Source organism: Ilyomonas limi (assembly GCF_005233845.1).
GTDB classification, from domain to species: domain Bacteria; phylum Bacteroidota; class Bacteroidia; order Chitinophagales; family Chitinophagaceae; genus Ilyomonas; species Ilyomonas limi.
The window spans coordinates 133,984-151,077 of record NZ_SZQL01000001.1 but is presented as its reverse complement, the minus strand read 5'-3'; the positions used below and the strand labels follow the sequence as shown (position 1 = coordinate 151,077).

Here is a 17,094-nt window from a genome sequence, read left to right as displayed (position 1 = left end):
GGATAGTTGACAATTGAATGACACTATGTGAGGCTAAGCATTTAGGGTAAATAATCTATCTTTTGCCCGGCTTTCCGGTATCACTATCCATAAAAAGGCTGTTTGAGCCCTGGAATATTAAAAAGTGCTTAAAAGCGGTAAATTTTTCAGAAATAGTATGGCACTTCTTAAAAAAATAAAAAAGATGTATTACCTTAACTTAAAATTAGTTTAAAATTTATGAATGGCTGACAGGAACGCGCAATACCAAAAGAAGATACTAAAACAGTTATACTTCGGATCAGTACTTTCCTGCCTCGAAATTAGTTTGCTCGTAGGCAAGAGCATACCGCTGACAACCAAAATGCTGACTGACCTGATAAGGAAAGGCGTAGTGACTGAAACCGGCTTTGCACAGTCCACCGGGGGGCGCCGGCCGTTAATGTATTCGTTACGACCCGAGGTGCTGTATGTAGTGGCAGTGGCTATGGACCAGTTTATTACACGCATAGCCATTATGGATTTGCACAACAGGATAATAACTGAGGAGCATATAGAATTGCCACTGACAAAAGATGATACTGCCTTAAACCTGTTGGCGCAGCTTATTAACCGGCTAATAGAGCGCTCCGGCATAGATCATGGTAAGTTTGCCGGCGTGGGTATAGGAATGCCGGGTTTTATAGATGTAAAAAAAGGCATTAATTACTCTCATTTATATAACGATGGTAAAAACATAGCACATTATATCAGCGGAATAGTGCGGTTGCCGGTGCTTATAGATAATGATTCAACGCTGATAGCTTTGGCAGAACTGCGCTTTGGAGCAGCACGCAGCAAGAAGAATGCACTGATTATTAATATTAGCTGGGGTATTGGTATGGGGCTGGTGCTTAATGGTGAGTTGTACCGGGGCAACAACGGCTTTGCAGGCGAATTTAGTCATACCCCATTATCTATAACCAAAACTGACTTATGTGTATGTGGAAAGGTGGGCTGTTTAGAGACTGAAGCATCGCTGCTGGCAATGATAAATAAAGCATGGCAGGGAGTAGCGGCAGGGAGGCCAACGCTGCTGAAAGGTATAAATAAAAAGACACCACTGGAGCAGATACTGGACAGTATTATTAAAGCTGCTAAACAGGGGGATAAGTTTTCGGTAGAGTTGCTGTTGGAGTCGGGTTATGCGGTAGGACGCGGCGTGGCAACCCTGATACACATTTTAAACCCCGAGTTGATAGTGATTGGCGGGCGTGGCTCTGCAGCCGGAAAAATCTGGCAAACGCCTATACAACAGGCATTGCATGAATACTGCATACCACGGCTGGCATCGGATACGGCTATCGAAATATCAAAGCTGGGCTATGAGGCAGAGCTAATTGGCGCTGCGGCTTTGGTAATGGAAAACTATGATAAACTAAGCAGCAAAAAAGAAGTAATTGCTGTAGCGGGATAAAAAAATTAATAATAAATAGCCGAAGTAAAGATTTTTGCAAAAACAGAAGCGGTTTTTGCAACATTTAAAAATTATATGCCGAACTACACTGCTACCTGAATGAGTTAAGAACAATCAGCCGTTGCGGATGGTGAGATACTACCTGACAGATGGCTACGGGCGGGCACCCCAACCGCCTGTAGTTAAAACAATATACTAACCCAACTCGAACATCCATCAATAAAATAATTATAAGCAGCTAATCATTGATATGCTTTGTCTGCAAAACAAGAAACTAACACCTCTTTCCTTCAATTAAACTAAACTAAACATGAAAAAACTTCAACTGCTTCTTCTGCTGCTGTTGTTTAGTTCCGGTACACTATGGGCACAAACACGTGTGCTTACCGGAACGGTGAGAGACTCAGCAACCAATACCCCTTTGCCAGATGTGACCATAAAAGTCAAAGGTCAGAACATTGCAGCTACTACCGGCTCTGATGGAACATTTTCCATTAACGTTCCATCAACCAGCACGGTACTGCAAGTTTCTTTTGTAGGATATGCCACACAAGAAGTTTTGGTTGACCAAGATCAAACCAACCTGATTATATCGCTCGGCCGCTCCTCGGGTGCACTAAGCGAAGTGGTGGTAACCGCGTTAGGTATTTCAAAAGATGCCAGAAAAGTAGGTTATGCAGTTACTAAGGTGGATGGCAGCCAGCTAAATCAGGCAAGAGAAACCAACGTGGCATACTCACTGGAAGGCAGAGTGGCAGGGTTAAATATCACTCCCAACGCAGGTGGCCCTGGCGCCTCTGCAAAAATACTGTTGAGAGGCATGTCGAGCTTTACTGCCGGAGGTCCATTATTTGTAATCAATGGCGTACCCATGGATAATTCTCAAAGGGGTAATGCCGGTGAGTGGGGTGGCTCAGACCAGGGTGATGGCATCTCTAACCTTAACCCCGATGATATTGAAAGCATGACGGTGTTGAAAGGCTCTTCCGCCTCTGCTTTATATGGGCTGAGAGCTTCTAATGGTGTAATATTAATTACTACCAAGAGTGCGAAAAAGGGCACGATGACGGTGGAACTGAATTCGAATAACGTAATTGATAAGCCAATTGATGCAACAGATTTCCAATATGAATATGGACAAGGCCAACATGGTGTACGACCTGCTAATGCAATAGATGCGCTGAACACTACAAGACTAAGCTGGGGCGAAAAGCTGGATGGTCAATCTACTGTACAGTTTGATGGCAACTCTTATCCATATAGTGCTCAAACGAATAATATAGAAGACTTTTATCGCACGGCTTTCAATTCTACAAATACTGTATCTGTAGGTAGTGGCAATGAAAACGGCAACTTCCGCCTTTCCTTATCAAATCTCGATGCGTTATCGGTTGTAAGGAACAGTAATCTGGTTCGCCGTACAGTAAATCTGAGTCTTAATCACACTATCTGGAATAAATTGAATGTTTCATTATCAGCAAATTATATTGATGAGGCATCGCACAACCGCTCTTATTTAAGTGATGGACCGCTTAATCCAAACAACCTTCAGTTTTTGGCTACCAACATTAACCAATCAATACTGGCCCCAGGTTGGGATCCAACCAGCCCGGTGGGTGCTGAAAAACTGTGGACTGACGATATTTATGTTACCAATCCCTATTTTGTCATCAACAGGGGTGTTAATGATGTAGCCAGAAAACGCTTGATTGCTGCTATTAGTGCAAGATATAATTTCACAGATTGGATTTACCTGCAGGGTCGCTTAGGTTGGGACGTATTGAACGACCATTATTTCCAGGTAAACCCAACAGGTCTTGCTTACTCACAGGATTTAAAAGGCAGCTTAGGCAACCTGTCAAGCAATCAAACTATCGAGTTGAACCCGGACGTGCTGGCTAATATAACCCATGCAATTACTAAAGATATCAGCTTCAACTTAACATTAGGTGCAGCTTTAAGAAAGCGCCAGTTTGAAAATTTTGGGGTGAATGGTGGACCATTTGTTATTCCATTCCTGTATTCTCCGTATAATGTAGTTTCATTTGGCCGGTCTTATGACTTTTCTAAGTATGTATCACATTCTGCTTATTACAGTTTAGATTTATCGTATAAGAACGTACTTACTTTAACTACTACAGGCAGGTATGATACGTACTCAACTTTACCAAGCACTAACCGCGATATCTTTACACCATCTGTTTCGGGCAGCTTTGTATTCTCAGAGCTATTGCATTCTACTGCATTAACCTATGGTAAACTCCGCGCTTCTGTTTCTCAAACCAGTGCAGAGCCAGGCCAGCCATATATTACACAGCAGTATTACAGCGTTGGCAATACGATCAATGGCGTTAGTACCGGCAGCTTCTCCAGTAGCCTGCCCAATCTGTTTTTGAAGCCTTATACGCTGAATGAGTTTGAAATAGGTACAGAATTGAAATTCTTAAATAACCGCTTAGGCCTGGATCTAACTTACTTCCATCGTCAAACAAAGCATGAGATTTTGAATGGTAGTCTTTCTGCTTCAACCGGCTATACCAGTTCCTACATTGCAACCGGCTCTACCCAAAACCAAGGAATAGAAGTAATGGTAAACGGAACAATTGCTCAAACCAAAAGTTTCATTTGGAATTCCTCGTTCAATCTTACGTATATTAATAATAAGATTCTGGATATTTATGGTCCATCAAGTACTAATACAACACTCAACTTTGGTACGTATCGCCCATTAAATGCAAATCTTGCTCTGGTAAAGGACACCAACGGCATCAAAGGGCTCTTTAATAGCGGCTTACCCGGCCCCCAGATAATGGCGTATGACTGGAAGCGTAACGCTGCCGGACAAATAATAGTAGATGAAAATGGTGTGCCTCAGCGTGCTGATAATCTTACACCAATGGGAACTACCTTGCCTAAATTTTATGGTGGCTGGAATAATGAGTTTACTTTTAAAGGTATCAACCTGGCATTCCTGGTTGACTACAAGTTTGGCAATAAAGTGTTGTCGGCTACCGAATACTATGCTATTTATCGTGGTTTAGATAAGATGACTTTGGAAGGCCGCGAAAACGGCATAACTGTAGATGGTGTTACGGAAGACGGAACAAAAAATACGAAAACCATTGATGCCCAGACTTACTATCAAAAGCTTGCCTCCGTTTCTAAATACGAAGTACTGGATGGTAGCTTTATCAAACTCAGACAAGTTACGCTAGGTTATACCTTCACCGAAAACATGTTTGGCAAGTTGCCTTTCCAATCTATTACGGTATCGCTTGTAGCCCGCAACTTAGCTACCTTATTGAAGCATACTGATAACATCGATCCGGAATCTGGATTTTCTACAGATATCCGGTATGCAGGTATAGAAGGCACCAGCCTGCCGTTTACCAGAACCTACGGTATCAATGTAAACATTAAACTTAAAAAATAAGGCACCCTCATGAAAAAAGTCATTATATATAGTGCTTGTCTTGTATTACTGATACAAACGAGCTGTACGAAAAAGTTTGATGAGATTAATACCAATCCAAGTCAAACTACAGCAGACCTGTTTAATGCCAATTATTTGCTGGCAGAAGGGGAATGGGAGTATTCTAATACCGGTTACAATCAGTTACTTTTTGAAAGCATGTGGTCGCAGGTATTAGCCTCTACCTATGGCTATTATGGCAATGGCGATAAATATATATTCTCCGGCAGCTTTACCGCTTACAGGAATGCCTTATGGAATGCCGATTACCGGGCTGCCAGCCTGATATATGAAATGCAGAACCTGGTAAAGGACAATCCGGACATGTCTAACCTGTATAACGTTGGTACACTGATGAAAGTAATCATTATGCAACGCATAACTGATGTGTACGGCGATATTCCTTATTCAGAAGCATTGCAAGCAAAGGCTGGTATTACACAACCGAAATATGATAGTCAGCAGGATATTTACAATTCAATGCTGACCGAAGTAGAAACTGCAGTAAATGCTTTGGATGCTTCTAAAACTACACCCACTAATGATGTAATTTATGGAGGTGACATAGCTAAATGGAAAAGGTTTGGCTACTCTCTGATGCTTCGTTTAGCTATGCGCTTAACAAAGGTGGATCCTGCTACTGCACAAACCTGGGCAGAAAAAGCTGCAGCAGGCGGTACATTCACCAGCATTGAAGATAATGCTAAGGTAAAAGGTGATAATGCAACCGGCTTTAGTAATGCTAACACCAATGCCTTAACGGTTGCGGATGATTACCGTGAAGTACGTTGGTCTGAGCCTTTTATTGACTATCTAAAGGCAACTGATGATCCGAGATTGAGTGCTATTGCTGAAGTCTCGCAGTCTGGCTTAGCCAACAATGCCAATCAGGCGCTGGCAGGCAATAACGATCCTGCCGTGCAGATTGGTATGCCCAATGGATACGACTTGAACGGCGGGGCTACCGATATACGCAGCTATTCTAAATACCCTGGACCTTCCGGCACAGGTGATGATGTAGCGCCTGTAGGCAAATATTCCCGTCCGCGTACAGCAGTGTACTTAGATAGAAGTGGTATTAATATGATTTTAACTTATCCGGAAATTGAATATTTGCTGGCAGAAGCTAAAGAAAGAGGCTGGAACGTAGGTGCTACCTCAGCGGCACAGCATTATGCTAATGGATTAGCCGGTGCTATGGCATCGCTTCAGCAATTCAACAGTGCTGCGGCTATCAGCGCAAGCACAATCAGTGCATATGTAACCGCTCACCCACTGGATGAATCTTCAACAGATGCTGCTATTGCACAAATCAACACCCAGTATTGGGTGGCAACAGGCAGTTTTTTTGAGTTTGTTGAAAACTGGATTAACTGGAGAAGGTCGGGCTACCCGGTTTTGGATCCTGTGAATTATCCAGGTCAGTTTACAAATAGTACTATCCCCAGAAGAATTCCGTACGAATCTAATGAACCAGCTAATAACCCTGTAAACTACAACGAAGCAGTGAGCAGGCAGGGACCAGACGATTGGGCTACCAGAGTTTGGTGGGATATTCAATAAAAGCTTACATTTTCTCACAAGAAATGCTGAAAACAGGTTGCTATTCGGCAACCTGTTTCGCTTTATAGCAAACCAGTATTGGTAAGATTAACTACTATTTCACTATTCTTCCTGCTGCTTTTTCTAACTTGCTGCTTATACTGCTTTTCCATTACCCATATTTTATAAGTATGCCTTTATTTATCAACAAACTAAATACCGTAGGCTGTGTAGTAATACTGTTGTGTATAATAAATAAAGCTGCAGCTCAACAACCACTTTTTCAGTTATTATCTTCCAAACAAACAGGTGTTGCTTTTCGTAATGATATTAGTGAAGATGAAAACCTCAATGTGTTGGCTTATGAATATTTCTACAATGGCGGTGGCGTAGCAGTGGGCGATTTAAATAGCGATGGCTTGCAGGACTTGGTATTTACTGCCAACATGAAGCCCAACAAAGTGTATCTTAATTTGGGCGGAATGAAATTTAAAGACATCACCAAAGCAGCCGGCCTCGAAGGCAGAAAAGGTAGCTGGAAAACCGGCGTAACGATAGCCGATGTAAATGGCGATAATTTGCCTGATATTTACTTTTGCTACTCCGGCAAAATGGCTGATAATGCGCGGCGCAACCAGCTCTTCATCAATAAAGGCAACTTGAAGTTTGAAGACGAAGCAAAACAATACGGTTTAGACGACCCCAGCTATAGCACACAGGCTGCCTTTTTCGATTATGATAATGATGGCGATTTAGACATGTTCCTGCTCGACCATAATGTGAAGAAAATGGATAACATGGAGTTGCAGAAATACCGCGTAGATGTGGACCCGTACGCTGGTAATAAGCTATACAGGAATGATGGCGATCATTTTACCGAAGTATCCAAAGAAGCAGGCATTCACCAATACCCACTCACATTTGGTTTGGGCGTTGCAGTAGCCGACATCAACAAAGATGGCTGGCAGGATATTTATGTAACCAACGATTACAACGAACCCGATTATATCTACCTCAATAAAGGCAACGGCACTTTTGAAGACGACAGCAAAATGTGTTTCCGGCATATCTCCGAGTTTTCGATGGGTGTGGATATTGCCGACTTTAATAACGATGCGTTGCCCGATGTACTAACGCTGGATATGCTGCCCGAAGACAATCGCCGCCAGAAGTCGTTGCAATTGCAGGAAAATTATGAATCTTTTGCACTGATGCAAACGCAGGACTTGCATAAGCAATACATGCGGAACATGCTGCAGTTAAACAACGGCGACGGCACGTTTAGCGAAATAGGTCAGTTGGCCGGCATCTCCAACACCGATTGGAGCTGGTGTCCCCTTTTTGCAGACTTTGACAACGATGGTTATAAAGATGTATTTGTTTCTACCGGCTATCTCCGCGATTACACCAACAAAGATTTTTTGCGCTATTGGGGTGATTATAAAATAAAAAAAGCAATGGATCGCGAGCCGGCTTTACTAATGGATTTAGTAAAAGCGATGCCCGTAAATGCTTTTCATAATTACATATTTAAAAACGAGCAAAATCTTACTTTCTCCAATCAGCAAAAGGCCTGGGGTCTTACACAGGCCAACATGAGCAATGGTGCCGTGTATGCCGACTTGGATAACGATGGCGATGTTGATTTGGTGGTGAATAATTTAAATGCCGAAGCCTCGGTGTATAAAAATAACAGCCGTGAACAAAATAATACGGCTTATATAAGTGTGGAGGTAAAAGGCGCTGGCGCCAATACAAAAGCCATCGGCAGCAAAGTGTATGTATATGCCAATACCAATGTGCAGTACGAAGAAGTAAATCCCAACCGAGGTTATTTATCGTGTATGTCCACCGTATTAAATTTTGGTTTGGGCAATGCGCAAAAAGTAGATTCAGTGAAAGTGTTTTTTCCGGATAGCACAATTCAAACTGTACAAAATGTTGCCGCTAATCAACGGCTTACGGTTACTTACAAGGCACAACAAAATACTAATTCATTTGCCCAAAACAATTCAACTGGGCTCTTTCATAAAGCTACGCGCCTCTTCATCCCTTACGCACATCAGGACTTTACGGAGAATGATTTTAAGCGGCAATTATTAATGCTGTTTATGTATTCCAAAACAGGTCCGGTAACAGCAGTAGCCGATGTGAATAAAGATGGCAGAGATGATATATTTGTAAGCGGTGATAAAGACAAGCCCGGCGCTGTTTTTATACAACAGCCCAACGGTGGTTTCAGTACCAGTGTTGGTGATATAGGCGATGAAAATACTTCCGCTGTTTCCGCAGCTACTTTCTTTGATGCGAATGGTGATGGTTTCCCCGATTTGTATGTTGCCAAAGGCGGTTACTCACTGTTTGAACCCAACACACCTGCGTTACAGGATTCTTTATACATCAACGATGGCAAAGGAAATTTTACAGCCAAAATGGATGCCTTGCCCGATGTAAGTGCCAGCAGTAAAAGCTGTGTAGTGCCTTGCGATTACGATGGCGATGGCGATATGGATGTGTTTGTTGGCGGAAGAGTGATCCCGGGTAAATATCCGGTGGCACCTACGAGTTATTTATTAACGAATGATGGTCATGGCAAATTCACTATTACGCAAACACCTTTTGCAAATGCAGGTATGATTACCACTGCACAATGGGCAGACATGAATGGCGATGGCCGTAAAGACCTGGTGTTGTGCGGCGAAATGATGCCGGTAATGATTTTTGAAAATACTACTAATGGCTTTACTGATAAAACAGGCAGTTATTTTTCGCAACCTCAAAGTGGATTCTGGTTTGGCTTGCAGGTGGCGGATGTAAATAAAGATGGCAAACCGGATATTATTGCCGGCAATCTTGGTTTAAACTCGCAGATAAGAGCCAGCCAACAACAGCCTGCAACGCTGTATTATGCCGACTTTGATAACAACGGTTCTATTGATCCGTTCTTCAATTTTTACATTAAAGACTCCAGTTACCCTTTTGTAAGCCGCGACGAATTGAACGACCAGATATACCCGATGCGCAAGAAATTTACTTCTTATAAAGCGTATGCCGATGCCATGATGAAAGATATTTTTTCGTCCGAAGAATTAGCCAAAGCACAAAAGCTTACAGCCAGCGAAACACGCTCGATATGTTTTATTAATGAAGGTGGAAAGATGAGTGCTATGCCGTTGCCAACGGAAGCACAGTTTTCGGTAATATCGCAAATCGTTGCAAAAGATGTAAATGGCGATGGCAATACCGATTTGATACTTTTTGGCAATCATTCAGATAACCGGCTAAAACTGGGAAGCATAGATGCGAATTATGGCTGCGTACTTACCGGCGATGGCAAAGGCAACTTTACATACATGCCGCAACCAGTTGCTGGCTTGTGTGTGATGGGCGATGTAAAGAGCACCGGCGAAATGACCATCAGCGGCAAAAAATATCTGGTGATTGGTGTAAACAATCAAGGCTTACAATTTTACAGCGAACCATAAACTACGAGTGGTAATATGAATCGTGCAGTTTTTATTTTGATACTCCTTATTACTTCCTTTTTTTCCTTAGCACAAAAAGGAAAAAATGATTATGCTTTACTTGTACAGCCAGCCATTTTCGCACATTCTAAAGTAATGATGCACGATGTGGTAAATCCTCCTGCTGCCTGCCGCTATTATGCGTATGGCATGCTTGGCGCGTATGCTATTGTTGCACAGCACAATTCATCTATCGCAAAACCGGAGACATTTATCCGCGACTTCAAAAGCGTTACCATTAGTACCAATAGCAATGCTTACGACTACCGCATTGCAGCACTCTATTGTATTTTAGAAACTGGTCGCCTTATGCTGCCTTCAGGCTACATGATTAATGAAGATGAGACTGATTTTGTAAAGAAGATGCAATCGCAAAAAGTACCAAAAACGGTGTTGGATAGTTCTATTGCTGTTGCCAAAAGTGTAACTGCACAAATTATTAATTTCTCCAAAGACGATCGTTATAACCGGCTGAGCGCACTTGTAAGATATACACCTATGAAAGGCGATGGTTATTGGTATCCCACGCCGCCGGCTTACATAGAAGCGGTAGAGCCCAACTGGAAAACCATCCGTCCAATGCTGATAGATTCGTGCAATCAGTTTATGCCATCAAAGCCGGTTGATTTTAGCAAAGACAGCAATAGTGCTTTTTACAAGCAGGCTTACGAAGTATATGATGTTAGCAACCATCCTAAAGGTGAGGAAGTGGCGGTTGCAGCTTTTTGGGATTGCAATCCGTTTGCCGTAGAAACAGCCGGGCACATGGCTATTGGTTTTAAGAAAATTAGTCCGGGCGGCCATTGGATGACTATAGGATGCATTGCCGCACAGGATGCAAAGCTCAGCTTCGACCAAACCATTGCAGTAGAAACGTACTTGGCTGCTACCATGATGGATGCATTTATCAGTTGCTGGGACGAAAAGTATCGCAGCAACCGCATTCGACCTGAAACGTATATCAACCGGTATATCGATGCCAAATGGCAACCCCTTTTGCAAACACCCCCTTTTCCCGAATATACCAGCGGGCACTCTGTTATTTCCACGGCTGCCGCAGAGGTGCTAACGTATTTATTAGGCGATAATTTTCATTTTACCGACAATAGCGAAGCTATATTTGAGCTGCCCGATCGTAGTTTTACTTCTTTCAATCAGGCGGCTGCCGAGGCTGCTATCTCGCGGATGTACGGCGGCATTCATTTTAGAGATTCGATAGAAAAAGGACAGGAAGAAGGTAAAAAAATAGGCGAGTTTGTGGTGGTAAGACTGGCAGAAGCCGGCGTGAAGCCGATGAAAGAAGTATTAACCAAAGTAGCTCATTAGAACTACAATAACCAACTTAACCTGTGAGATTCAACAGCCTGTGAGTTTTGCTCATTAATCAACCCCTGGTTTTGTCATGCTGACGAAGGAAGCATCTGTGAATTATATAAATAATCACTTTTAAGCACACTTTGATTCATCTGCTATCTTCATATGCTACGTACCTCAGCATAACAACGGTAAGGTTTGATTATTGAAATTAAAGCACCTTATTGGATCTTATAAAAAGAAACCTGTCCATTTACCTTATCAAGCTATTTTTGTTTACTATTTACACTTTTGCAAGCACATTACGATTATATCATTACCGGTGCGGGCTGTGCAGGCTTAAGTCTTTTGATGCACATGATGCAGCACCATTTTTTTACAGACAAACAAATATTGCTGATAGATAAAGATGTAAAGCAAAGCAATGACAGAACCTGGTGCTTTTGGGAAACTTCGCCTGGCTTGTTTGAAGACATCGTTCATCATCGCTGGCAGCAACTGGACTTTTACAGCAACACTTTTTCTGCACGTTTTGATATTGATCCATACACATACAAAATGATCCGTGGCATAGACTTTTACAACTATGTTTTGCAGCGTGCAAATCATTTTACCAACGTTTCTTTTGTACAAGAAGAGGTAATAAATAGTCGTAATGAAAGTGAGATTGCAACTGTAAATACCATCAATCATACATATACTGCTGATTATGTTTTTAACAGCATTATTTTTCAACCTACATTATTGCAGACACCCGGCAGTTTGCTGCAACATTTTAAAGGCTGGATCGTTGAAACACCAATGCCAACTTTTAACGATCGTGTTGCAACATTCATGGACTTTAGAATAAAAGAAAAGCCTTCCAACACTTTCGTGTATGTATTGCCGGTGAGTAATAATAAAGCACTGGTAGAATACACTGTTTTCTCGCCGGCTTTATTGAATAAAGAAGATTATGATGTGGGCTTACAACAATACATTCAGCAATTTCTAAATTTATCTTCTTATAAAATTCTGGATGAAGAATTTGGTGTGATACCAATGAGCACTTACTCTTTCAGCAAAGGCGAAGGCAGCATTGTAAACATAGGCACTGCAGGCGGACAAACTAAAAGCAGTAGCGGCTTTACTTTTCAATTTATACAAAAACATGCGGCGGCTATTGTGCAGGCATTGATGCAGGCGCAAACGCCACATGTTAATGAAAGCTTATTTGATAAGCGGTTTCGCCTGTACGACGATACGCTCTTAAACATTTTATATTATCAAAAGTCGTATGCGTCAACCATCTTTTCCGATTTGTTCAAGAAAAATAAACCGCAGCAGGTGTTAAAGTTTTTAGACAACGAAACAACTGTTACGGAAGAATTAAAAATAATGATTACACTGCCGAAGATACTTTTTTTACCTGCTGCATTGCGGCAGTTATTCGGTTAAGAAATATTTTTGAAGCATGATGAAAAATAAATGTATACTATCGGCTATTGTCTTGTGTTGTTTTGTAGCATTCAGCAGTTTTGCCCTGCTTGCCCTGCGCCCTGTTGATAGTGATAATGCGGTAACTTTTGTTATTAAAAACTTTGGTATTAATACCAAGGGCGAACTGAAAGGACTGAAAGGTAATATCCAATGGAATGAGGAAAATATGGCTGCCAGCACCATCAATGTTTCTGTTGAAGCCAGCACGATCAATACCGGCATAGATGCAAGAGACAAGGATTTGAAAAAAGAAGAATATTTTAATACCGATAAATACCCGGTTATCTCCTTTGTAAGCACTACCATTACACCTGGCAGCAATACGCACAAAGTTACCGGCAATCTCACTATGAAAGGCGTTACCAAAACCATTACTTTTCCTTTTACTGCCACCAAAACGGCTAATGGTTATCTCTTTAGCGGCAGCTTTACCATTAACCGCCTCGATTATGGTATAGGCAAAAACAGCATGGTATTAAATGATGATGTGGATGTAACGCTAAAGGTGCAGGCGGTGCAGTAAAATACACTATGCACAATCCAACTCTACAATAAAAGTGCTGCCTTCGCCCGGCTCACTTTTAGCATAAATAATTCCTTTGTGATTAAGGATAATGTTTTGTGTATTAGTAAGTCCTAAACCCGAGCCTTTTGCCTTACTAGTGAAATAAGGTTCAAAAATGCGCAACATGTGCTCTTCGTCGATACCCGCACCATTGTCCTGAATACGGATAATACATTTATCTTTATTTTTTTCGGTAGCAATGGTCAGTATGCCTTTGCCTTCTTCCATAGCTTCTATTGCATTCATAATTAAGTTAAGAAAAGCAATTTTCATTTTCTCCACATCTACATTTACATCCGGCAGGCTATCTCCATACTGCTTATTTACATTGACGTTTTTGAGTTCAATGCGATCTTTAGCCATATTAAGCGCCTCATCCAAAACATAGTGTAAAGAAGCTTTAGTAAAAATAAGCTGGGCGAACTTGGTAGAATTTAATAAATCGGTTATTAACTGGTTGATGCGTGCGGTATTGCGGTCGATCATACGCATAAGTAACTCGGTTTCATCGTTGCGTGGCACTTCTTCCTGCAACTGCTCGGTAGCAAGATTGATGTTGGTAAGCGGGTTGCGCACTTCGTGTGCAATGGTGCGGGCAATGCGGCCGGTAGCTGCAAACTTTTCTATACTGCGCAGGCGGTTTATTTCTTCATTCTTATAGTGCAGCTCTTTTACACGGTCTTCCAACTCGTTGCGGTATGCAGCAGCTTGCTCATCGGCCTGATGCTTAGCTGTACTTTCTTTATTAAAAACAAAAATAGAATATCCCGAAAGCAATACTGCAATAATAAGCGAGGTGATATTGATGATTTGTAAAGTAGTGATGTAATGTTCCAACTGCTCAATGCGGGCGCGCATGGTATTATTTTCAATCCTTTGAATATCGCGTATTTCGTTATCAATATGATCCATCAGGCTTTTGTTTCGATATTCAAACTGAACAATACTATCGGATACTTTAAAATTGTTTTGCCTGAAGCTGTTAAGGGCGCCTTCTATTATTGCGTATTCATTTTTTATTTCATTCTGCAACCGTATCAATCTTTTGTATTGCTGCTGGTTGATGGCGGTAGCATATTGCTCATCATTCAATAAAATTTTTAAGTTGTCATAAGCCGAATCAACTGTTTTATAGCTATTGCGGTGCGGACTAAGAAAAATACTATCACCCACAATAAAGTATCCCCTTGAGCCACGCTGTGCATCTTTTATGCCCGACAGCAAATAATCAAAGTTGTTGATGAGACTATTGGTGTAACTAACCAGCAGTGACTGTTCGCGCAGCTTTTCGGCGGTATAAAAAGTGAGAATATAAGAAAAGAATAAGAGAAGAAAAGCGGTCATATAACCGTTGAGTATTCTTTTATCTGAATTGGCTTTCATGGGCTATCTGCTTGTTGTTTTTCTTGTTATTAAATGAATGATGATTTGAGATTGCCCACTGCTCCTTGCCTTGCAACTTTTACAATTTAAACATTAAACCTTTACAGGCAGGGCAAGTGCAATACAAACCTTTACTGGCTCATCTTAATGATATATCCGTTACAAGGCCTGCTCACTCCAGGCCTGCAATATTGCTGTTGTTATCATACATTTACAAACGAAGATTGTTTTTATAACTTACAAAACACCTGCTGTTGCTATAATTTAATGCTAAAAGCAAATAGCCCTTACCCTATTCGTCATTTACGATTTGCGCCCCCTACTGAATAGCCAGAGAATTAATGCAATAATAATAACTACGATGATAATACCCGACCACATGCCGGCTTTAAAAATGCCGCCAATAGCTTCGCAACTGCTGAACACTACAGCAATAAGTACAAACAGGGATAATAAAGCATGCTTTTTCATACGATGTATTTTTATTGGTTAGTAATATTTTCTTTTAATACCCAAACGCATACCGAACCTGGCTTTACCATAAATTCGCCCCAGCCATTTTCATCAATCACTACTTCTGTATCATATTTTTTAAGCCAGTCAACAAACACTTTCCCGGCAAATTGTTGCCCCATCTCCATCTTTTTAAATCCCTCTTTGCTGTTGGTGATGAGCACCGCACAACCCGAATTTTTATGTTCTTTTGCTCCTTCTCTCGTCCATCCAATGCAGTTGGGAAAATCAAAATAATCGCGTTGCTTGCCATAGGCAAATAATTTGCGGGCAAGCAGCAAACCTTCCAGTTCGGCACATTTCTCCAGCCATACTTCATGCTCATTGCCATCGCCCCCTATGTCTTTGTAATGCGCGCCATACAAATCGGGATAAAACACGCAGGGATAACCGTTTTCGCGCAATAATATCAAAGCATACGCAATGCCTTTAAACCAGGCCTTTACCGGCGCTTCGAGTGCCTGTAATGGTTGTGTATCATGGTTATCCACTACCGTAACGGTTTGCAGTGGCCGTACCTGTACAAGGGTATTATCAAAAATTGTAGTGAGATCGTAAGTATTGCCAGCTCTTGAAGCCTCGTATAAATTGTGGTGCAGCGAGGCATCAAACAAGCTCATTCTGTTGTTTACTGCATCCAGGTATTTTTCGAGCAGCGGCAGGTTGCCGGGTGCCCAGTATTCGCCTACGACAAACATGTTGGGGTCTATCTCTGCCCGCACAAAATCGAGCCATTCGTTGTAAAACTGTGGCGCTACATGCTTCACTGCATCGAGGCGCATCCCATCAAAGGGTACAACATCATGAAACCATTTTATCCACCGCTTCAGTTCTTCGCGCACAGCAGGATTGCGAAATTCTATGTCGCAAAACATCAGATAATCGAAGTTGCCTTTTTCGTCATCTATCACCTGTTCCCAGCCTGAGCCATATTCGTTTTGTATGCTGAAGATGCCAGTCTCGTCGAGGTCGGCAGCATAGTCAACGCCGGTAAAACAACGGTGATCCCATATAAACCGGGAGTATTTTCCTTTACGCCCCGGAAAAACAAATTTGGTATAAGCATCTATTTCAAATACATCGCTTATAAATTCATTTCTGTTTTCAGGATTCACCCTTCTTACTTTTATTCTTTCTTTTTTTGTAGCACCGCCCATGTGGTTTACTACAATATCTACATATATCTGTAAGCCTTTTTCTTTTGCTACTTTTACGGCATTTACCAACTCTGCTCTTGTTCCATATTTAGTTCGGATCGAGCCTTGCTGCATAAACTCGCCAAGATCATATATATCATACGAATCGTAGCCACTTGCATTAGCTCCGTCAACACCTTTGTGTGCAGGCGGCAGCCATACGGCAGTAATGCCTAAGGAAGTTAAATAGTCTGCCTGCTCTTTTAGTTTGTTCCATAAGCTGCCGTCGGCAGGTATATACCAGTGAAAAAATTGTAGTAAAGTTCCGTTTACCATGGATTGTTTTTATTATTATTTATTAAGTGTTGAGGGTAAATAAAGCCGTGAACATTTGTTTACATACATAGACATACCATTAAACATATAGCATACTTGTAAAAGGTGTGCCATCATTATGTACTGCGCGCAAATGCCTGTTGCTGCTGCATTGTAGCTATGATATATTGTAAATAGCAAACAGGTTTTGTATGAGCAATGAGGAATAACTTACACAAGCTATTGAAATCAGAAGCATTACAGTTTGTAAGAATGTTGTTGTATAAGATCAGGGTTTAAAATAAAGCCATATAAAAGCTCAATAAAAACAGGATACACAAAGTATATTTTATATTCTTCCCTACCAGCAGGCAAGGTGTGTGCATTTCTGTGTTACTTTGTGTCTTCGTGGTTCT

General features: G+C 41.5%; 10 protein-coding genes. 7 read left to right on the top strand and 3 right to left on the bottom strand.

The features are described from left to right. The first annotated feature begins 223 nt into the window (after positions 1–223). From FC093_RS00615 to FC093_RS00585, 7 genes are all read left to right on the top strand, one after another. Positions 224–1,435, top strand: a complete 1,212-nt coding sequence (locus FC093_RS00615) for an ROK family protein (RefSeq protein WP_137259802.1) — start codon at positions 224–226, stop codon at positions 1,433–1,435. 310 nt (positions 1,436–1,745) lie between these two features. Further along, the gene (locus tag FC093_RS00610; protein WP_137259801.1) at positions 1,746–4,868 is read left to right on the top strand and encodes a SusC/RagA family TonB-linked outer membrane protein; all 3,123 of its coding nucleotides are present in this window, start codon (positions 1,746–1,748) and stop codon (positions 4,866–4,868) included. Positions 4,869–4,877: 9 nt separating this feature from the next. Beyond that, positions 4,878–6,470 carry a SusD/RagB family nutrient-binding outer membrane lipoprotein gene (locus tag FC093_RS00605; protein ID WP_137259800.1) on the top strand — a complete coding sequence of 531 codons (1,593 nt, stop codon included), beginning with the start codon at positions 4,878–4,880 and terminating at the stop codon, positions 6,468–6,470. Positions 6,471–6,640: 170 nt separating this feature from the next. Next, positions 6,641–9,934, top strand: a complete 3,294-nt coding sequence (locus FC093_RS00600) for a VCBS repeat-containing protein (protein WP_170970945.1) — start codon at positions 6,641–6,643, stop codon at positions 9,932–9,934. Positions 9,935–9,949: 15 nt separating this feature from the next. Then, positions 9,950–11,299 (top strand): vanadium-dependent haloperoxidase, encoded by a 1,350-nt coding sequence (locus tag FC093_RS00595; RefSeq protein ID WP_137259799.1) that lies wholly within the window; start codon positions 9,950–9,952, stop codon positions 11,297–11,299. A gap of 279 nt (positions 11,300–11,578) precedes the next feature. After that, on the top strand, positions 11,579–12,724 hold the full coding sequence (locus FC093_RS00590; RefSeq protein ID WP_137259798.1) for a lycopene cyclase family protein: 1,146 nt from the start codon (positions 11,579–11,581) through the stop codon (positions 12,722–12,724). Between the two features lie 16 nt (positions 12,725–12,740). Then, a complete protein-coding gene (locus FC093_RS00585; RefSeq protein ID WP_137259797.1) occupies positions 12,741–13,289 on the top strand; it encodes a YceI family protein in 549 nt (182 codons plus the stop codon). A 6-nt stretch (positions 13,290–13,295) separates the two neighbouring features. On the opposite strand, the gene FC093_RS00580 is transcribed toward FC093_RS00585, so the two are convergent. The 3 genes from FC093_RS00580 to FC093_RS00575 all read right to left on the bottom strand — a co-directional run bounded on the left by FC093_RS00580 (position 13,296) and on the right by FC093_RS00575 (position 16,699). Next, positions 13,296–14,714 carry an ATP-binding protein gene (locus FC093_RS00580; RefSeq protein ID WP_137259796.1) on the bottom strand — a complete coding sequence of 473 codons (1,419 nt, stop codon included), beginning with the start codon at positions 14,712–14,714 and terminating at the stop codon, positions 13,296–13,298. A 303-nt stretch (positions 14,715–15,017) separates the two neighbouring features. Beyond that, positions 15,018–15,185, bottom strand: a complete 168-nt coding sequence (locus FC093_RS23630) for a hypothetical protein (protein ID WP_170970944.1) — start codon at positions 15,183–15,185, stop codon at positions 15,018–15,020. Positions 15,186–15,196: 11 nt separating this feature from the next. Continuing rightward, on the bottom strand, positions 15,197–16,699 hold the full coding sequence (locus tag FC093_RS00575) for an alpha-amylase (RefSeq protein ID WP_137259795.1): 1,503 nt from the start codon (positions 16,697–16,699) through the stop codon (positions 15,197–15,199). Positions 16,700–17,094: the final 395 nt, after the last annotated feature.